Below are 19,390 nucleotides of genomic sequence, written 5' to 3'. Positions count from 1 at the left end.
TTAAAACTTTGAATTAACAGGTACGTTTTGTCTTGTTTAGTTTTCAAAGATCATTATAATGGAGCGGGTGATGAGAATCGAACTCACGACATCAGCTTGGAAGGCTGAGGTTTTACCACTAAACTACACCCGCATTTTAAATTGGCGCGCCCGAGAGGAGTCGAACCCCTAACCTTTTGATCCGTAGTCAAACGCTCTATCCAATTGAGCTACGGGCGCTTATCAGGCGACTTAACTATCATACTATCAATCAGTGATGATGTCAAGTGTTTTTTTATTTCTTTTTGAAGTTGTTTTCTCAACCTCATTTATTATACACGTTTCTGAGAATTTGTAAAGTCTTTTTTCAAAAGCTCATTTTCTCTTTTAGCGTGATCGCTTTGTTCATCAGCGACGTTTAATAATATACCATGCCCCCTTAAATCGCGTCAACACTTTTACAAAAGTTTTTTCTCGCTTATTACTTCCTTCTATATATATAGAAAATAAAAAACAGGATTCCTAAGAACCCTGCATCTCTCTTGATTACCCGCTCACCTTGACCTCTGCACTTTTTCGCTCTGGTTTTTCATAAGTACGGAAGTTTTGTTCAAGCTGTTCAAGCGACAGACCTTTTGTTTCCGGCAGGAACCTTTTCACGAATATGACGGACGCTATTCCTAACAGAACAAAAATAAAGAAGGTTGCAGACAATCCGATGTTTGCGAGCAGAACCGGGAAAGTTAAACCGACAAGGAAGTTCGCGATCCAAAGGCAGAAGACAGTGACTCCCATACCAAGCCCCCGCAATCGAAGCGGGAATATCTCCGACAGCATCAGCCAGGTCACAGGAGAAACCGCTCCCTGCTGAAACGCAAGGAAAGTGACGGTTAACCCAAGAACTACATAAGGAAGTGAAGGGGATCCTTTCAGCACGACAGATAAAATGCCGATCAGCAGCAGCACGGCAGTCGTTCCGATCAGCCCCGTCATCAGCATCGGGCGCCGGCCGACTCTGCCGAGAAGCCATATGCCCACAAAAGTCGCAAGCACGGAAATCACACCGTTAGCGATATTGCCGATCAATGCAGCTTTTGTTTCGAAGCCGGCATCTTTTAGTATTTGAGTTCCATAGTACATAATTGAATTTACGCCGGTGAGCTGCTGCACTACAGCAATTCCGATTCCGATAAACACAATGCGGCGCACCCACGGAACGGCAAGGTCCTTAAATGTCGCCTGCTCCATCTCCGCTTCCTTATGAAAAGCAGATTCAATCTCGGCGAGTTCTGACTTTGCTTTCTCGTCATTCCGTATTCGCCGGAGAACGCGCAAAGCATCTTCTTTTCTTCCTTTAGAAACCAACCAGCGCGGACTTTCGGGAACTTTCAGCATACCGAAAAACAAGAATACCGCCGGAAGAGCCGCGATAACGAGCATGTAACGCCAAGCGTGGGACGTATCACCGAGCACATTGCCGATGATGGCATTACACGTGAAGGCAAGCAGCTGGCCCGTTACAATCATCAGTTCATTTTGGGTAACCATTCTCCCCCGGCTTTCCGCCGGCGACATTTCAGCCAAGTATGCCGGAACTGTTACGGAAGCTCCCCCGACAGCAAGCCCCAGCAGAAAACGAGAGATAATCATAACCGATACGTTAGGCGCCAGTGTACATCCCAGCGTCGCCGCAAAGAACAAAACGGCAAGGAAAAGGATATTTTTACGTCTGCCGTTATAGTCTGACAGCCGCCCTCCGAAAACTGCGCCGATCGCAGCCCCCAAGAGAAGGGAGCTTGCCACCATGCCTTCAGTCAGGGCCGTAAGATTAAGCTGGTCAGCTTCCGCCATAAAAGGAAGCGCTCCATTAATTACACCTGTATCGTAACCGAAAAGAAGCCCCCCGAACGTCGATACTAAAATGATGGTTCTCAAAAATGAATACTGGCTGCTATTTTTATTCATCTTCAAATCCTCCCAGTTTTTATACAGAGATATAAACCGAATATTCAGTTATCTATATTTACGCCTATAATGACTTACCCACGTTTCGACAATTCAAAACAGCTTTTATATAAAAAATCACTCGAAAGTGTCATCATTTATATTTGCTCTCTCCTTTCGTCGAATTGTTACTTTATAGTTATTTCTTAGTTAAGTTGTAATAATATTATTGGCACTTATGTTATTATATTAATTTTAAAAGCGCTTTCAGTCAATAAATATTTCAGATAATTTAAAAACTTTTCTAAATATGATCTACATATAACCAATATTTGTTTAAAATCAGCTCACTTTCAGAATATACTCAATAATCATCTCAGTTTTAATCAGTAAATGATTATATAATGAAAAAACCCCCAACTGCTGATCGGGGGTTTTTGTTTATTCTTCGTTCAGTTTAACGATCGTTCTCCCTCTCGCTTTTCCTTTTAAGAGAGCAGGGAGCGTGTCCGGCAGTTCCTCAAGTGTAATTTCCTTTTGAATAAAGGTCTCGAGATCCGCTGGCTTGAAATCTTCAGCCAGACGCTGCCATGTTTTCTTTCTTGTCTCCATCGGACAGGATACGGAATCAATTCCCAGGAGGCTGACGCCGCGCAATATAAACGGAAAGACCGTAGCCGGGAGTTTCGTTCCCGCTGTCAGTCCGCTCACTGCAACTGCTCCGCCGTACTGAATCTGGCTGAGAACTGAAGCAAGCGGCTCACCTCCGACCGGATCGACGGCCGCGGCCCATTTTTGTTTTTGCATCGGTTTTAACGTGCCGTTGTAAACTTCGTCACGGTGAATAACCGATTTCGCACCGAGACTCTTCAGATAGCCGCTTTCTTCTTCTTTTCCCGTACTGGCCTCTACGTCATAGCCTAATGCAGAAAGAATGGAAACCGCAAAGCTTCCGACGCCTCCTGTTGCTCCCGTCACCAGCACTTTCCCTTTTTCAGGGGCGGCATGGTTTTCCTCAAGCCGCTGAACGGACAATGCGGCCGTAAAGCCGGCGGTTCCGATCGTCATGGCTTCTTTAAGAGTCAGACCTTCAGGCAGCGGCACAATCCAATCTGCTGGAATGCGGGCCATCCCGCTATAGCCGCCAAAGTGGGAAACGCCTATGCCGTAGCTTGTCGCAATGACTTTGTCCCCTTCTTTAAAACGGGCGTCATCTGAGGAAACGACGATTCCCGCTAAATCAATTCCCGGCACGAAAGGATACGAGGTTACGATCTTGCCGTCAGGAATGGCAGCCAAGCTGTCTTTGTAATTCACGCCTGAATAGCAAACCTTAATCAGCACTTCACCCTCGGGAAGGTCCTGAACTGCGAGCTCCTGTACGCTGACTGAAAACCGGTCTTCACGTTGATCGACTACTAACGCTTTAAATTGATCTGTCATCACTACGTCTCCTTAAAATGTATTGAATGGCTTTGAAAAAGCATAAACTAAGTTTGATTTGTTTTCAAATGTCATGCCCCGTGTAGTATGATCAAAAGAAAAAACAGCGAAAGAGTGGTTAGCAGCATGTCTGATAAACAACACAATGATAACAAAAATAACAACAGCAGTAATCAAACATTACCGGACATTATTCATACCGCCGTTTTCAAGGCGCCGCTGCAAGTGGTCTGGGATACGGTCTCCACTGCGGACGGACTGTCTCTCTGGTTTATGCCGAATGATTTCACGCCTCAAGAAGACAGTGATTTTCAGTTGGAATCTCCATTCGGTCCGTCTCCGTGCAAGGTGCTGGATATCGAAGCGCCGTACCGCCTTTCTTTTTCATGGGATACGGAAGGCTGGATCGTTTCTTTTATCTTGAAAGAAACGGAAAGCGGAGATACGGAATTCACTCTCATTCACGGCGGATGGAAAGAGCCGGATGCCGTCATCAATAAAGTCAATCGGAAAAGCTCGGAGATTCACAGTACGATGGACCAAGGATGGAACGGGCTTGTCAACACGAAGCTCCGCGGGGCGGTCGAGGCTTAACGCAAAAGGACGGGACACACTTTCCGTCCTTTTTTGCTGCCGATACACAAAAACCGACTTTGCTAAGACACTAACAGAAGAACTGAAAACTGATTTCAGGGTGCGCTGTTCATGTACTATTACAAAGAAGAACTGATCAATATCATTAAGCCGGATCCGGCCGCCGCCAAGGTGCTTCAGGAAATTTTAGGCGGGCACTACGGAGAAATGCGGACGATGATGCAATACTTTTTCCAAAGCTCTAATTTCAGGGGAAAAGAAAAGCAGTTCCGCGACCTGCTTCGCGGCGTATTTTTAGAAGAAATTGCACACGTTGAGCTCGTCCAGCATACGATTAATGCGCTGCTCGATGAAAGCGGGGCTGAGGGCCCCGGAAATCAGGCTTCAGATCAGGCGCCGATTGACGAAGCGGTGAAGCATGCCAATCCGCACCATTATATTATCGGGGCGCAAAGTTCTCTTCCTGTAGACGCCGGCGGCAATCCATGGAATGGGTCTTGGGTATACAACCACGGGAATCTGATTGCCGACTTATTGGACAATGTCGTGCTGGAATCAACCGGCGTGCTGCAAAAAACGCGCATTTATGAAATGAGTTCTAATCAGACGTTCAGAGAAACACTCGGTTTCCTGATTGTCCGTGACAATGCTCATCAAAATGCTTTTACAAAAGCGCTGGAAACACTTGGTGTTGAATGAGGAAAATTATTCCCCGTGCCGAATTATGACATTGAGAAATATCCGGAGTGCCGTAAATTCGTTGAGATGGGATATCACAATACCCAATTTAATTTCAGACTGGATTCGACACGGATCGGAGAAATTCTGCAGGGACAGACGCCGAGCCGAAACGGCGGCGAATTAAGTGTGTCTGAGCCGCCTAAAGGGTTCCCTGTGCCGGAACTTCCTGAGCTTCCGAATGAGCACAGCCCCGGACTGAAAGATATGAACTTGTAATAAAAAAACGCCTGCTTCGGGCGTTTTTTTATTTTTATAGATGTAAGGTTTGAACGTGAGCAAAACGGGGAATATAAGCGGGGAGATCTTGACATGCGGCCGTATCAAGTCACTCCATTATGATTTGAGCATACTGCTGTACATACTTCAGCATATAAAGCTGTCCTAATTTTCCAGCCGGCCGGCTGGGTATGTTCGAATGATAATGGGAATTATGTAAATAGAACATGTCTTATAAGGAGGCAGCGAATGTCTAAGCAAGGAAACTTCCAGAAATCTATGTCACTTTTTGATCTTATTTTAATCGGCATGGGAGCCATATTCGGTTCAGCATGGCTGTTTGCCGTCAGTAACGTCGCCTCTAAAGCGGGCCCATCAGGCATTTTTTCCTGGCTGATCGGCGGGGGAATCATCTTATTGATCGGCTTAGTTTATGCGGAACTGGGCGCCGCGCTGCCGCGGACCGGGGGAATTATCCGGTATCCCGTATATTCACACGGACACCTGGTCGGATATTTAATTTCCTTTGTCACCATTGTGGCCTACACGAGCCTTATTTCTATAGAAGTCACGGCAGTCCGCCAATACGTGGCGTATTGGTTTCCAGGGTTGACCGTGAAAGGTTCTGACTCGCCGACAATTGCCGGGTGGATATTGCAATTTGCGCTGCTCTGCATGTTCTTCCTCCTCAATTACTGGAGTGTCAAAACCTTTGCAAAAGCAAACTTTATTATTTCGATTTTTAAATATGTCGTTCCGATTACGGTTATTATAGTACTGATTTTTCATTTTCACCCGGGCAATATGACCGTTCACGGATTTGCGCCTTTTGGTTTCACCGGAATTCAGGCCGCGATTTCTACCGGCGGTGTCATGTTCGCCTATCTTGGGCTGCACCCGATTGTGGCTGTCGCAAGTGAAGTGCAGAATCCGAAGCGGAACATTCCGATCGCATTGATTGTCTGTATTATCGTTTCTACTATTATTTACACCGTGCTGCAGCTCACTTTTATCGGGGCGATTCCGGCGGATACCCTGAAGCACGGATGGCCGGCTATCGGGACTGAATTCTCTCTTCCGTTTAAAGATATCGCCGTTTTGCTCGGATTAGGGTGGCTGGCGACATTGGTTATTTTAGATGCGATTTTATCACCGGGCGGTAACGGTAATATCTTTATGAATACGACTTCACGTCTCGTCTACGCCTGGGCCAGAAACGGAACTTTATTCAGCATCTTTTCTAAAGTCAATAAAGAAACCGGGACACCGCGTGCCTCCCTTTGGCTTTCGTTCGGTCTGGCTGTTTTTTGGACGCTGCCGTTCCCTTCTTGGAACGCTCTTGTGAACGTGTGCTCCGTCGCATTGATTCTGTCTTATGCGATTGCGCCGATTTCTTCAGCGGCGCTGAGGGTGAACGCGAAGGATATTAACAGACCGTTTTATTTAAAAGGGATGAGCATCATCGGGCCGCTGTCGTTTATTTTTACCTCTTATATTGTATATTGGTCCGGATGGCGCACCGTATCCTGGCTTCTCGGTTCTCAAATTGTCATGTTTCTGATCTATCTCTGTTTCAGTAAATATGCTCCCAAAGATGATGTCAGCATACGGCAGCAGCTGAAATCAGCCTGGTGGATCGTCGGCTTTTATGTGATGATGCTGATTTTCTCCTATCTCGGCTCGTTCGGCCACGGATTGGGTATTATCAGCAATCCGCTTGACCTGATTCTGATCGCCATCGGTTCGCTCGGTATTTATTACTGGGCAAAATATACGGGACTGCCGAAGGCTATGATCGACAGTGATAAATGATGAACGCCGGAAAGAAGCATGATCTTCTTTCCGGTCTTTTTATTTTTAAGGATGACAAAAAAGCGAAAATACGATAAAATGAATGACAGTCATTCATAAAAGGAGGAACCCCTCTATTGGCAAAACAAAGCTCGGGAAAATATGAAAAGATCCTGCAAGCCGCGATTGAAGTCATTTCTGAAAAAGGATTAGACAAAGCATCCATCTCAGAAATCGTCAAAAAAGCCGGAACGGCCCAAGGGACGTTTTACTTATATTTTTCTTCTAAAAACGCCCTCATATCAGCGATTGCAGAAAACCTGCTTGATCATACGCTGGACAGAATCAAAGGGAAAACGGACGGCACTGAAGATTTTTGGACGGTGCTGGACATTTTGGTTGATGAGACATTTCACATCACCCGGCTTCATAAAGATATTATCGTCCTCTGTTATTCCGGTCTTGCCATCGATCACTCAATGGAAAAATGGGAGGCCATTTATCAGCCTTATTATTCCTGGCTGGAAGGCGTCATCAATACGGCCATTGAGCAGGGTGAGGTCATCAGCGGCATTCATGTCAGATGGACGGCCAGAACGATTATCAATGTTGTCGAGAACGCGGCTGAACGGTTTTATATCGGCTGTGAACAGGATGTTGATCTCGAAGTATATAAAAAAGAAATATTCAGCTTTCTCAAAAGAAGCTTACAGAAATGATTGGCAGAGACCGATCATTTTTGACCGCCATAAAAATGACTGACATTCATTCATAATTGAGGTGACTGTAAATGTATTGGCTGCTTGTACTGATAGCCGGACTGTTAGAAGTGGTTTGGGCGTCCGCTCTGAAACATGCGGACTCGCTCATTGATTGGATCGGTATTTTCCTGCTGATTGCCGTCAGCTTCCTGATGTTGATTCGTTCTTATAAAAAAATACCGATGGCTGCCGCATACACCGTTTTTGTCGGAATAGGCACCGTCGGCACATATGTAACGGGCGTCATTTTAGGAGAACCTTTTTCAATCGGGCAAATCTTCTTTTTGGCTCTGCTGTTGTCCGGTATTTTAGGAATGAAGGTATTTACGAAAGAAACTGAAACAAGGGGTGAACATTAATGGCTTGGCTGCTGTTATTTATTGCCGGAGCGGAGGAAGTTGTAGCGGCCGTTGCCATGAAACATATTGACGGTTTTAAAAAAAAGTGGCCGCTGATTGTCATGGTAACAGGCTTTATGCTTTCATTCTTTTGCCTTTCCGGAGCGATGCAGGTTCTTCCCACAGGTGTCGCGTATGCGGCTTGGACCGGCATGGGAAGCATCGGCGTATCAGCCGTGGGTATACTTTGGTTTAAAGAAAAATTCAATCTGTCACAATTGGTGTCTCTGGGGCTTATCCTCATCGGGGTCATCGGTTTGAAACTGACAACGTGATGTCCGGAGACAGCTTTTTAAATAAAAAACAAAGGGCCCTAAGCAGACCCTTTGTTTTTTTATGCAGTTTTAATCTGTTCCGCTTTTCCGGCCCCGACACCGAAAATGAAAATCAGAACGGAGACCGCGATCAGCATGAATAACGGAACCGTCCAGCCGTGCGTGATATCATGCAGCAGGCCGAATACGAGCGGTCCGAACGCGGCAAGCAAATATCCGAATGACTGGGCCATTCCCGAAAGCGCCGCGGCTTCATGGACATGGCGGGTCCGCAGGCTGAAGAACATCATTGCCAGACTGAACGCACAGCCTCCCGCAATTCCGATCAAAATGACCCATAGCGGAGTGAGAGCCGGGCTTCCGAAAAGAACGCCGGCAATGCCGATAAGGAAAAATAAAGCCGTCAGTCCGGCGAGTGCGCGCTGGTTTTTCATTTTAGCGGCAGCGATCGGCACGATAAAAGTAATCGGCAGGACTGAGAATTGCATTAATGAAAGCATCCATCCCGCCTTACTTGAGCTGAGTCCATTCTGCTGAAGAATTTCCGGCAGCCAAGCGATGATGGTGTAAAAAATAAGGGATTGCAGCCCCATGAACAACGTCACCTTCCAAGCCAGAGGAGACCGCAGCAGACTGCTTTTCTTCTCTCCATTTGTCCCAGTCGTGCGGACGGGCAGTTCGCGTCCTTTCATTTGCGGAATCCACATGATAAGCGCAATGAAAGAAAGGATAGCCCAGCAGCCGAGCGCGCCTTTCCAGCCTAACCCCGCTGAGGAGGCGATCGGAACGCTGATGCCGGATGCAATCGCGCCGCACAGATTCATAGAAACCGAGTAGACGCCGGTCATGACGCCTAAATTTCCGGGAAACTTATGTTTAATGAGACTCGGCAGCAGGACGTTGCATACGGCGATCGACAATCCTAACAGGATCGTTCCGAAAAAGAGAGTGCCGATCCCTGCGATGGAGCGCAGCAGAGTTCCGGCTGTCAGGACAATTAATGATGACAGTAAGACAATCTCGGTCCCGAAGCGCCGGGACAATAAAGGAACAAACGGCGACAGACATGCAAAGGCCAAAAGCGGCACTGTCGTAATGGTGCCGGCAGCCGCATTGGTCATTCCGAGGCTGTCCCGAATTGAGGAAACGAGCGGTCCGACCGATGTCAGAGGCGCTCTGAGGTTGGCCCCTATCAATATGACTCCGATAACCAGCAATATCAGTTTTTTACGCTGACTTGCTTGCAGAATTTGATGTTCGTCTTCAATTTTCATGTTCATCCTCCATGTGTATTGTATCTTTAAATACTGTGATGTATTGGTTGACGGCCTCCATGGCCTCATCCGGTTTCTGTCCGGCAATCGCAGCGGCAAGCTGGGTATGGATCCGGATAGCAGGGGTGATTTCCAAGAGATTATGGACTGACGCACAAAGCGCATCCGTCATATGCTCGTATAAATCAGAAAGCATATTGTTATGGGCCGCCTGTACAATTGTTTTGTGCAGTTTAATGTCAGCTTCGGCATACCGTTTTCGATCTTCATTTTGCAAGGCCGCCTCACATTCACCTAAGCATGCCTTCAGTGCTTTAAGGTCTTCGTCATTACGCCTTTGGGCCGCCAATCGTGCGGCTTCTCTCTCAAGTGCGTATCTGACTTCTAATGTTTCAAGCAAATTTGATTTTTTTATATGGCGGTAAAATGCAGCGCCGAGGACGCTGGATGAGCTGACATACGTACCGCTCCCCTGCCTAGTCTGAAGAAGGCCGGCATGTACGAGCGCCCGAATGGCCTCACGCAATGTGTTTCGGCTCACATCAAATTGCTTCATTAAATCCAACTCAGGGGGAATGCGCGTCCCGACCGGCCATTTATCCGATTGTATTAACGATTCAATTTGCGCCACCACTTGTTCTACGAGCGACAGTCTGCTTGTTTTGGATATTTCCATCAGAACACCTCTGTAATTTGTAGGATGATTCTATCATTGGGTAATATAACATAAATGAAGCGAAGATGTAAATCAGCCGCAACGAAAAAAAGTGAGATTTCTCTCACACTTCGGCGCTTTATGAACGTTTTAAATTGACTGACGTTACGACGAACTTGTCATGGCGGCGGCGATTTTTTCGTATTTATTCATCGGTTTCCTCCGGCTGTGTAATGTTTGATCTGTATAGACTCCTTATGGTTATCATAAATTTTTTTCTGCTTCATCAATGACCCGCTGTTGAAATTGAAAGGATTTCCTCGAATTTTCTATGGAATCTCTCTCACTATTATGGTAGAATTCTTTGCAGAAACGGACACAAACGAATATTGTATACATTGTATAACCTCAATGATATGGTTTGAGGGTGTCTACCAGGAACCGTAAAATCCTGATTACAAAAAATTGTCCCGCACACTTTTTGTAATCAGGATTTTTTATTTTCTAAAAAATAAAAAAAGGAGTATCTGTACATGAATTTCAAAGTATTTCTGCTTGCAGCATCTACTATTGCAGTCGGATTGGTTGAGTTAATTGTGGGCGGTATTCTTCCGCAAATCGCTTCCGACTTAGATATATCCATCGTCAGCGCGGGGCAGCTGATCAGCGTATTTGCGCTCGGTTACGCGGTATCCGGCCCGCTGCTTTTGGCAGTGACGGCAAAAGCTGAACGAAAGCGGCTTTATTTAATCGCACTTTTTGTTTTCTTCCTGAGTAATCTGGTCGCTTATTTCAGTCCTAATTTCGCCGTGCTGATGGTGTCACGGGTGCTCGCTTCCATGAGTACGGGACTGATTGTCGTCCTTTCTTTAACGATTGCCCCTAAAATCGTAGCGCCGGAATACAGAGCGCGGGCGATCGGCATCATTTTCATGGGCTTCAGCTCCGCAATCGCTTTAGGCGTGCCTGTCGGCATTATCATCAGCAATGCTTTCGGATGGCGCGTTCTGTTTTTGGGAATCGGCGTATTATCTCTTGTTTCCATGCTGATTATCAGCGTCTTTTTTGAAAAAATACCTGCTGAAAAAATGATTCCGTTTCGTGAGCAGATCAAGACGGTCTGGAACGCCAAAATTGCCAGCGCACATCTTGTCACCTTGTTTACACTGGCTGGGCATTACACACTCTATGCCTACTTTGCGCCTTTTTTGGAAACAACGCTTCATTTGAGTTCCGTTTGGGTCAGTGTATGCTACTTTTTGTTCGGCCTGTCAGCGGTATGCGGCGGACCGTTCGGCGGCTGGCTGTATGACCGTTTGGGATCATTTAAAAGCATCATGCTTGTGACTGTTTCTTTCGCTTTGATCCTGTTTATCCTTCCGCTGTCAACGGTTTCTTTAATCATTTTCCTGCCTGCGATGGTGATCTGGGGATTGCTCAGCTGGAGCCTTGCGCCGGCGCAGCAAAGTTATTTGATCAAAATTGCGCCTGAGTCTTCCGATATTCAGCAAAGCTTCAATACATCCGCTTTGCAAATCGGCATTGCGCTCGGGTCAGCCATCGGCGGCGGCGTGATCAGACAAACGGGTTCTGTCACAGCTACCGCCTGGTGCGGCGGTTTAATTGTCATTATCGCTGTCGCGTTAGCTGTGTTTTCTTTAACGAGACCCGCTTTGAAAAGAAAATCCGCATAAGTGTGAGACCGCAAAAAAGCCAAAGGAGTTCCTTCGGCTTTTGCGGTCTTTTTTTATTTTGCGGCGGACAGCTCGTCTTCTGTCACCCATTTATGGTTCGTTACTTTTTGGCCGCCGTCCGTCGGTGTATAGTCGACCATATAAACGGTTGTCTTTTTGGCTGAATCAATAACGGCTTCGGCGCCCTTCATGCCTTGCATATGGGATGCCTCGATGACGGCCTTGTCACCCGGCTTTAACGTCTTATCACCGGCGCCCTTTAATTCTTCCTGAATGACCCATTTATGATCTTTAACGCGCTTCCCTCCAGTTGTCGGCGTGTAAGATACACTGTAAACCGTTGTATCATAAGCACCTGTTACCGTTCCTTGCGCATTTTTCATGCCCTTCATATGAGAAGCTAAAATCATGACGTCACTGCCGACTTTATAAGTCGGATTTTCGGCCTTCTTTAAACCTTTCGGCACCTCGGATGAACCTGAGTGATTCATGTCTTCGTGAGCGTGCGTTTCTTTGTCTTTCGCTTTTTCGCTTCCTCCTGAAGATTGGCTGTTGCATCCGGCAAGCGCCAGGACGGGAATGAGGAGAAACATGCTGAATAAAAATAATCTTGCTTTCATTTCAAGAACTCCTTTGCCTTTTTGATTTTTTACTTTTCCCTTTCGGTTCGTCAGTAAAACAAAAGATGAATTGCAGCCGGTCATCTCTCCTAATTCTTCAAATCTCTCCTCATTGCCTTTCGTCAGGTGAAATTGTTCACAAAATGTACACATTAATGGAAATGCAGTATAATTCAATTATCAGATAATAGGGGGAACTCATCATGAAAACGAAGGTTTTTGCGGTGGTATTGGGCGCTGTTTTAATGGTTGCAGGTTTGATTTTGGCAGAGGTTTCACTTTATATGGAATACATCACCATGCTCGGAGCTATGATTTTCTCTTCTATCTTTATGTCAGAGCCGAAAAGGAAATTTCGCGTCATCAAAGGGGTTTGACTTTTCTATTACCGCCGTCTTCTCAGGACGGCGGTTTTTTTGTATGTCACTCAGTCTATTCGCAGAGCGGTTTCTTCTGTGCCGTCTTGATATAAAACGAAATGTGAGGCCGCTTGGTCTTTATCACCGGCAAATTCAATTTCAAGCGGCAGCGCCCGGACAAAATAACGGGTTTCCGCCATTGGGAATAATTCGAATGGTGTCTGCCCGTCTATAGTAAGATACAATCGATTTTCTTTTACCGCCACCGATGCATGTGTATCATCCTGAAATGAGTAATCACCGGTAAATCTGCTGTAAATCGCAGGATCGATATCTGCTTTTTTCTGATCCGCCGGACGTTTCGGAATCACGTATGGCTGATCAAATAAGATGTTTACGGCCGCGGCAATCACAGCTTGTTCAAATTGATACGGTTGTTCCATATTGCTGAGATAAATCAGTGTTTTGTTCTGGTCAATATATCGGATCATCAGAGTTGAATAGCCCGGCCAGCCTCCGTCGTGACTGACAACCTTCCCTTTTTGGGGGCTGTTTTGAATCATCCAGCCAAATCCATACCCGAAATGCTCTTCTTCATTCCAATAGCCAGGTGTAAAAGCTTGGTCTTTCGTCTCTTTGCTGATGATTTCTTCCGTATAAAGAGCCTGATCAAACAGATATAAATCTCTTATCGCCGAGTTAACGGTTCCGTCACCTTGAATGCCGTCAAGGAAGACGACATAATCGGTTTCCTCAAGTTCATCAGGCAGGACATACTCTCCGGAATGCACATCATAGACATAGCCATATGCATAGTTCGGGATGTTTTCTTTACTCAGCCTTCTGTTATAAACCCGCGTATCGTTCATACGGAGCGGATGAAATACAGCTTGCTGCATAAATTCAGCAAAACTCATGCCTGATACAATTTCAATCATAACCGCTAACACAACATACCCCGTATTACTGTAAAGCCACCCCTTACCCGGCGGGAAATAAGCATCCGGTTTATGCTGCTTAAGCATATCGATCACATCTTGATTAACGGCAATTCTGTCCCGGTCCCAATGTGTTAAGAACAGCTCCATATAATCCGGCAATCCTGACGTATGATGAAGTAAATGCCGAATGGTAATGCCCGGATAAGGAAAATCAGGAAGCCACCGCTCTATCATATCGTCATACCGCAGCTTCCCCTGCTGCTCTAACTTCATAATCCCGAGAGCTGTAAACGGCTTCGATACTGAGGCCAATTCAAAGACAGAGCGGTCATTCAGCATCCTGTTTGTTTCCAGTTCTGCAATGCCGAATGAACCCTGATATAAAATGCGGCCGTTTTCTGCCGCTAAAACAGCTCCGTTTATTTCATGCCTTCCGTCTAAAGTGCTGAAAAGCTGTTCAAAAGCTTGTTTTTTCTTATCCTTCATTATGATCCCCCCATATAAAAACTGTATTTCTCTTTTATACGAATGGCTTTTATATGAGTTTCAATATTATTCCTTAACCGGCACAAGTCGGTAAATATACGATGATAATCAGAAGCCGCGGAGTTTTTATGACGATCTTTTATTCACACAATACAGTACAGGCTTCGAATTCAACATGCTTCTCATCTTTTTTGGCCCCGGCAATTTCCATAGTTGAAAACATCGCACAGACGACAGCTTTGTATTCGTTCATGACGGTTTGAATTTCAATCAGGAACCGTTCGGATGAAGCCGCGCATTCCGTTACGTACTCTTTCATTTTGCCGATAATATCATCTGCCTGACGACTGAATCCTGCCGCCTCCAAATCACTCTCAAACTGGTTTTTGTTCATCATATGAATATGCATTTCCAGGCCCCTTTCAGCAGTGTGTTTGTGGTTTACACCTACTGTAAAGGACAGGGTTGGATAAACTTTTAATAAAATATGAACAAACTATGAATTGGCGCATCAGCCTGACCCGCGTGCATCCGGCTGTTCTCCATACCATTTGAACTACCTGAAAATAATACTTCTTTACTCTATTAAAAACAGCTCATATATGATCTAATACTGTAAAACAATCGTTTAGGAGGCGGCCTATGTCAACAGCAGGAAACCGGCAAAAATTTTGGGTTAAGGCGATGCTTATAGCGGTCTTTGCTGTGTTTGTCTTCTCTTTTTCTGAGAATCATTCACAAAAGGACTGGCACGCGACAGTAGATCAGGCGTCCGTGAATGTTTTCGGCCAGCAGATCTTTGAAAAAGACCGTCTGGAAAAAACACTCGGCGCACGTGAGGCAGAATCTCTTCTGACTCTTATCAAACTCGCAAATGAAGAGCATCACATCATCTAGGAATCTTTATAAAAAGCCTGTTTCCCTTTTTACAGCGGAAACAGGCTTTTTTCGTGTATTATTTTTTTTGTTCAATAAACCGGTCGATCCGGGCCAGAACATCTTTCATGTCCATGCATTCTTTAAAGCTTTCGTTAATGGCTTGAATGCCTTGTTTATATTTCCGGTTATGCAGCACTTCTTCTGCAGCAAGCTTTAACTTTTCAGCGCTTAATTCATCTTTTTGCACTGTATAGCCGGCATTCAGTTCAGTCAGGCGGCGTGCAATCATCGGCTGATCTTTATCATGCGGGATGACAACCAGCGGCACTTGATAATGAATGCCTTCATTTACACTGTTCATTCCGCCATGTGTAACAAATAGGTCAGCCTGCTCCAGCACCTCAAGCTGCGGCACGTATGGAGCGATGATAAAGTTTTCCGGCGCCTGTTTGATTTTCGACAGATCGGCTATTTCTCCGGCGGCGATGACAACCTTGCCTTCAAAATCTGAGAACGCGTCTATGCACAGATTGAAAAACGCTTCCGTGTCCCAGAGTACCGTCCCCATTGAAATATAAATGACTTTTTCATCCTTTAAAGAATCAATCGGGAAGTCGGCGTGCCCCTTTCTCTTCGGAAAACTTGGACTGATAAATAAATACTCATCTCCGAACGTCTCGCTTTCGGGCTGAAAATATCTGCTTGTATAGACGACGTTCAGTTCACCCGTGTTGTTCATAAATTGGAGCAGGCTGTCAGGAGCAACGCCGTATTTGTCTTTCATCTCAGCCAACAGCTCTTCACATTCCCTATCCGGCTGAAACGGCACGCCCGATTCCGGATGGAGCGGGAGGGTTTTCAGGCCGTCTTCGTTGAGCAGGAAGGATGCTGAAGAAGAGATGCCGGGAATGTTGAGATAATCTCTCACCAGCTCTCCCGCACCGAATTTATCATAATAGACGGCGTCGAATTGAATGTCCTCAGCCAGACGCTGCACAATATGTAAAATCTCCAGTGACGTTTTGATATGAATTTTTAAGAATGGCAGTATGCCGGACGGGCTGTCTGGATCAATGGGTGTCATTCTGAGCAGATCGCGGTGAAGGTGAACCTCCGCCCCTACTCCTTCCAGCCTGCTTTTGTATTTTTCCGTTGAGATATAATGAACGTGATCGCCCCGTTCACTGAAGGCCTTTGTCATACCGAGGGTCGGGTTTACGTGTCCTTCTGCGGGAAAATTGACCATGAGAATATGTTTTGCCATTTTCAAACTCCTTTGCCTTTTTTGCGCTTTTTCCATATCCATCATAAATGAGCAGAAAAAATCATGCAAGAAACATCAGTCAGGTCTTTATTGCAGTTTGATGACACCGCAAAAAAAAAGGACAAGGCTTTTCGCCTTGTCTATCGTGATGATTCGTCTGTTTCTTGTGCTTTCAGCACGCCTTTCAGATGTTCTGCATCGTGCTTGAGATGTTCCGTCATATAGTGCACAGCTTTTGTTTTGTCGCCTTTTTTTATTTCTTCAAAGACTTTCCGGTGCTCATGTAAGATCACTTCCGCACGGTCATCCCCTTTAAAATTAAGGACTCTGCAAAAATGAATCAGCACATTGACATGCTCAAGCAGCTTGGCCAGCTGACTGTTATGGCTGAACTCCACAAGGAGCTGATGAAACGTTTCATTCAAGGAAATAATCTCCGTCTCTTTGACGCCTTTATGGATGGCTTCTTCCGTCTCCCGCAGCTGTTTTTCGATGAGTTCAATTTCACTCTCAGCCGCTTCATCAATGACGAGTTCGACCGCCAGTGATTCAAGTGACATTCTGATTTGATAAATCTCTTCAACATCCTTTACGGATAAAGAATAGATGACAAAGCCGTTTCGATCGTCTGCCGTCAGAAGTCCGTCCTTTTCAAGGAGCCGCATCGCTTCTCTGACCGGCGACCGGCTGACTCCGAAATCCTTGGCCAGCTGTGTTTCATTCAGCCGTTCTCCCGGTTTAAAAATCCCGTCAAATATCATTTTTTTCAATTGGGAATAAAATTGCAGATAATACGGGGTTGGCTTATCTAATTTAAAGTTATCCATCTTTCCTACCTCTTCATACAATTTAGGCCTTATTGTTACCAAGATCATATAACAGTTTATCTATGGAAGCAACATTCCCGAGCTTGTCAGCATAGCGAATGTGGCGTAATATGGAATTATAACAAACGACGGTCGACGGTCTGCCGTAAACCGAAACAATTCATTCAGGGGGGATGGAATATGAAAACATACAAGATTGCCAGCATACCGGGGGACGGTGTGGGAAAAGAAGTCGTTCCGCAAGCGGAGCGGGTGTTGAACGCAATCGCCGAATTACATGGGGGCATGGCATTCGATTTTACTTCTTTTCCGTGGAGCTGCGAGTATTACTTGGAGCACGGAACCATGATGCCGGATGATGGATTAGAAACGTTACAGCACTTTGATGCTTTGTTTTTAGGAGCGGTAGGGAATCAAAAGCTCGTCCCCGACCATGTTTCGCTGTGGGGGCTGCTCATCAAGATACGCCGGGAATTTGAACAGGTGATCAATGTGCGGCCGGCGAAGCTGCTGCCGGGCATCACGTCCCCTCTCGTTAACCCTAAGGATTTTGATCTGCTGGTCGTCCGGGAAAACAGTGAGGGCGAGTACAGCTCTGTCGGCGGCAGAATGTATCAGGGCGAAGACGAAATCGCCATTCAAAACGCGGTCTTTTCCCGCAGAGGAACGGAAAGAGTGATGCGGTATGCCTTTGAACTGGCGGCAAATCGGAAAAAACACGTCACAAGCGCGACGAAATCCAACGGTATTGTTCACTCGATGCCGTTTTGGGATGACATCTTTAAAGAGGTCAGCCAGGAGTATGCCGGGATTGAAACGGACTCGCAGCATATTGACGCACTGGCGGCCTTTTTTGTCACTCACCCAGAGCGCTTCGATGTCATTGTCGCTTCAAACCTGTTCGGAGATGTGCTGACAGATATCGGCGCGGCGATTATGGGAAGCATCGGGATCGCTCCCGCCGCCAACATCAATGTAAACGGCAAATACCCTTCCATGTTTGAGCCTGTTCACGGCTCCGCTCCGGATATTGTCGGAAAAGGGATTGCCAACCCTATCGGCCAAATATGGACGGCTAAATTAATGCTCGATTCATTCGGAGAAGAGGAGCTGGGCAATCTCCTCCTGCAATCAATTGAAACGGTCACAAACAGCGGCGTCCTGACCCCGGACGTCGGCGGAAAACATTCAACGGAAGACGTCACTTCCGCTATTATTTCTCAAATAAAAAAATAACATTTTATAAGGAGAGAGAAAATGGATTCTTTTCGTGAACAATTTGAAAAGCATGTGACCCATGATTCAATTGAGGTAAATGGCATCCGCCTTCATTACGTCTTTGCGGGAAAGGAGGAGGCTCCCCCCGTCATTCTCCTGCACGGCTTTCCGCAAAGCTGGGTGACGTGGCGTTATGTAATTCCGACGCTTGCCGCTTCTCACAGAGTCATCGCTGTTGATCTGAGGGGCTACGGCGATTCTGAAAAGCCGGGCGGCATAAACGGCTATGATAACAAAACGATGGCAAGCGATATACAAGGTCTGATGCGCCGCCTGCATATACAAAAAGCGTTAATTGCCGGGCATGACAGAGGCGCCAGGGTAGCAAGACGGCTTGCTTTAGATGCTCCGGAGCTGGCGGCAGGCCTTGTGCTCATTGACATTATGCCGACTGAATACGTCTATGATTCTCTGACGGCAGCTGAAGCGGCAAAAAAATACTGGCACTGGACATTTCAAGTCGTTCCCTATCTGCCGGAAGAATTAATAAGAGGAAAAGAAGAGGAATATCTTAGATTTTTATTAAGCAGAGGTGACGGGCTTTTTGACCTGCTGACATCAGACGGCGCCTGGGACCGGTACTTAGCCGCCTGGAAGCAGCCCGGCGCTGTCCAAGCTGCGCTTAACGACTACAGAGCCGCTTATCACATTGATTTGCCGAGATATCGTTCAGAAAAGGAAGCACAGAAAAAACTGGATGTTCCCACGCTTTTGCTGTGGGGAGAAAAAGGGAACTTAGCCGGCCTTCCCGTGCTTGACACATGGAGAGAATCAATTCGTGAAGTCAGCGGATTTGAGGTAAAAGGCTGCGGCCATTACGTCCCCGAGGAAAAACCGATAGAAATTGCCCGCAGGATTATCGATTTTTCAAAAACGGTTTTTTAAGGGGCGCACCACACCGAAACAGGCAGACTCTTAAAACCCGGCCTGATGATTTACCATCTCTATCACAGGCCGGATCATTCATAAGT

19 protein-coding genes, 2 tRNA genes, 1 pseudogene and 1 riboswitch are annotated in these 19,390 nt (G+C 46.1%); of the genes and pseudogenes, 11 read left to right on the top strand and 11 right to left on the bottom strand.

What is annotated here, in order from left to right; translation table 11 throughout:
• Positions 1-59: 59 nt before the first annotated feature.
• The 4 genes from ICW23_RS16565 to ICW23_RS16550 form a co-directional block, all read right to left on the bottom strand.
• Positions 60-133 (bottom strand) — tRNA-Gly (locus tag ICW23_RS16565).
• 9 nt (positions 134-142) lie between these two features.
• Positions 143-219, bottom strand: a tRNA-Arg gene (locus ICW23_RS16560).
• A 306-nt stretch (positions 220-525) separates the two neighbouring features.
• Positions 526-1,944, bottom strand: a complete 1,419-nt coding sequence (locus tag ICW23_RS16555; RefSeq protein ID WP_188154811.1) for a sugar porter family MFS transporter — start codon at positions 1,942-1,944, stop codon at positions 526-528.
• Between the two features lie 420 nt (positions 1,945-2,364).
• Positions 2,365-3,366 carry an NADPH:quinone oxidoreductase family protein gene (locus ICW23_RS16550; RefSeq protein ID WP_045926943.1) on the bottom strand — a complete coding sequence of 334 codons (1,002 nt, stop codon included), beginning with the start codon at positions 3,364-3,366 and terminating at the stop codon, positions 2,365-2,367.
• Positions 3,367-3,492: 126 nt separating this feature from the next.
• On the opposite strand from ICW23_RS16550, the gene ICW23_RS16545 reads away from it, so the two are divergent.
• The 6 genes and pseudogenes from ICW23_RS16545 (at position 3,493) to ICW23_RS16520 (ending at position 8,142) form a co-directional block, all read left to right on the top strand.
• The gene (locus ICW23_RS16545) at positions 3,493-3,960 is read left to right on the top strand and encodes an SRPBCC family protein (protein WP_188154810.1); all 468 of its coding nucleotides are present in this window, start codon (positions 3,493-3,495) and stop codon (positions 3,958-3,960) included.
• A gap of 111 nt (positions 3,961-4,071) precedes the next feature.
• Positions 4,072-4,917, top strand: a pseudogene (locus ICW23_RS16540) (manganese catalase family protein).
• Positions 4,918-5,166: 249 nt separating this feature from the next.
• Entirely contained in the window at positions 5,167-6,729 is a 1,563-nt protein-coding gene (locus tag ICW23_RS16535) for an APC family permease (protein ID WP_047478243.1), read from the top strand.
• Positions 6,730-6,845: 116 nt separating this feature from the next.
• Positions 6,846-7,427 (top strand): TetR/AcrR family transcriptional regulator, encoded by a 582-nt coding sequence (locus ICW23_RS16530; RefSeq protein ID WP_016937079.1) that lies wholly within the window; start codon positions 6,846-6,848, stop codon positions 7,425-7,427.
• A gap of 71 nt (positions 7,428-7,498) precedes the next feature.
• Positions 7,499-7,828, top strand: a complete 330-nt coding sequence (locus tag ICW23_RS16525; RefSeq protein ID WP_016937080.1) for a DMT family transporter — start codon at positions 7,499-7,501, stop codon at positions 7,826-7,828.
• Positions 7,828-8,142: a DMT family transporter gene (locus ICW23_RS16520; RefSeq protein ID WP_007409295.1), complete on the top strand. Its 315-nt coding sequence runs from the start codon at positions 7,828-7,830 to the stop codon at positions 8,140-8,142. The genes ICW23_RS16525 and ICW23_RS16520 overlap by 1 nt, the downstream gene beginning before the upstream one ends.
• A gap of 59 nt (positions 8,143-8,201) precedes the next feature.
• Here the strand turns inward: ICW23_RS16520 and ICW23_RS16515 are convergent, their stop codons facing one another.
• Together ICW23_RS16515 and ICW23_RS16510 are read right to left on the bottom strand one after the other, a co-directional pair.
• Positions 8,202-9,416: a CynX/NimT family MFS transporter gene (locus ICW23_RS16515; RefSeq protein WP_188154809.1), complete on the bottom strand. Its 1,215-nt coding sequence runs from the start codon at positions 9,414-9,416 to the stop codon at positions 8,202-8,204.
• Complete coding sequence (locus ICW23_RS16510) at positions 9,406-10,092, bottom strand: FadR/GntR family transcriptional regulator (RefSeq protein WP_188154808.1); 687 nt, start codon at positions 10,090-10,092, stop codon at positions 9,406-9,408. Before ICW23_RS16510 ends, ICW23_RS16515 begins: the two co-directional genes overlap by 11 nt.
• A 357-nt stretch (positions 10,093-10,449) precedes the next feature.
• Positions 10,450-10,549: riboswitch (purine riboswitch) on the top strand.
• A 55-nt stretch (positions 10,550-10,604) separates the two neighbouring features.
• Between ICW23_RS16510 and ICW23_RS16505 the strand changes: the two genes are divergently transcribed.
• Positions 10,605-11,765, top strand: a complete 1,161-nt coding sequence (locus ICW23_RS16505; RefSeq protein WP_016937083.1) for an MFS transporter — start codon at positions 10,605-10,607, stop codon at positions 11,763-11,765.
• 53 nt (positions 11,766-11,818) lie between these two features.
• Here ICW23_RS16505 and ICW23_RS16500 read toward each other — a convergent pair whose 3' ends face one another.
• Positions 11,819-12,385 carry a YdhK family protein gene (locus tag ICW23_RS16500; protein ID WP_188154807.1) on the bottom strand — a complete coding sequence of 189 codons (567 nt, stop codon included), beginning with the start codon at positions 12,383-12,385 and terminating at the stop codon, positions 11,819-11,821.
• Between the two features lie 203 nt (positions 12,386-12,588).
• Here ICW23_RS16500 and ICW23_RS16495 point away from each other — a divergent pair, with 203 nt between their 5' ends.
• A complete protein-coding gene (locus ICW23_RS16495) occupies positions 12,589-12,762 on the top strand; it encodes a hypothetical protein (RefSeq protein ID WP_016937085.1) in 174 nt (57 codons plus the stop codon).
• A 50-nt stretch (positions 12,763-12,812) separates the two neighbouring features.
• Here the strand turns inward: ICW23_RS16495 and ICW23_RS16490 are convergent, their stop codons facing one another.
• A complete protein-coding gene (locus tag ICW23_RS16490) occupies positions 12,813-14,171 on the bottom strand; it encodes a serine hydrolase (RefSeq protein WP_188154806.1) in 1,359 nt (452 codons plus the stop codon).
• 139 nt (positions 14,172-14,310) lie between these two features.
• Entirely contained in the window at positions 14,311-14,580 is a 270-nt protein-coding gene (locus ICW23_RS16485) for a hypothetical protein (RefSeq protein ID WP_047478256.1), read from the bottom strand.
• A gap of 233 nt (positions 14,581-14,813) precedes the next feature.
• Here ICW23_RS16485 and ICW23_RS16480 point away from each other — a divergent pair, with 233 nt between their 5' ends.
• Positions 14,814-15,068 (top strand): hypothetical protein, encoded by a 255-nt coding sequence (locus ICW23_RS16480; RefSeq protein WP_016937088.1) that lies wholly within the window; start codon positions 14,814-14,816, stop codon positions 15,066-15,068.
• A 58-nt stretch (positions 15,069-15,126) separates the two neighbouring features.
• On the opposite strand, the gene ICW23_RS16475 is transcribed toward ICW23_RS16480, so the two are convergent.
• Both ICW23_RS16475 and ICW23_RS16470 read right to left on the bottom strand, forming a co-directional pair.
• Positions 15,127-16,314, bottom strand: a complete 1,188-nt coding sequence (locus ICW23_RS16475; RefSeq protein ID WP_016937089.1) for a macrolide family glycosyltransferase — start codon at positions 16,312-16,314, stop codon at positions 15,127-15,129.
• Positions 16,315-16,454: 140 nt separating this feature from the next.
• Positions 16,455-17,141, bottom strand: coding sequence for a GntR family transcriptional regulator (locus tag ICW23_RS16470; RefSeq protein ID WP_029575258.1), 687 nt, complete (start codon positions 17,139-17,141; stop codon positions 16,455-16,457).
• 180 nt (positions 17,142-17,321) lie between these two features.
• Here ICW23_RS16470 and ICW23_RS16465 point away from each other — a divergent pair, with 180 nt between their 5' ends.
• Both ICW23_RS16465 and ICW23_RS16460 read left to right on the top strand, forming a co-directional pair.
• Positions 17,322-18,377 carry a tartrate dehydrogenase gene (locus ICW23_RS16465; protein WP_016937090.1) on the top strand — a complete coding sequence of 352 codons (1,056 nt, stop codon included), beginning with the start codon at positions 17,322-17,324 and terminating at the stop codon, positions 18,375-18,377.
• Between the two features lie 21 nt (positions 18,378-18,398).
• Positions 18,399-19,304, top strand: coding sequence for an alpha/beta fold hydrolase (locus tag ICW23_RS16460; RefSeq protein WP_188154805.1), 906 nt, complete (start codon positions 18,399-18,401; stop codon positions 19,302-19,304).
• The last annotated feature ends 86 nt before the right edge of the window (positions 19,305-19,390 follow it).

The sequence above is a fragment of the Bacillus sp. 1021 genome, from assembly GCF_014534735.1.
GTDB lineage: Bacteria > Bacillota > Bacilli > Bacillales > Bacillaceae > Bacillus > Bacillus siamensis.
The sequence above is the reverse complement of the archived record's forward strand: the minus strand, read 5'-3'. Positions and strand labels throughout refer to the sequence as shown.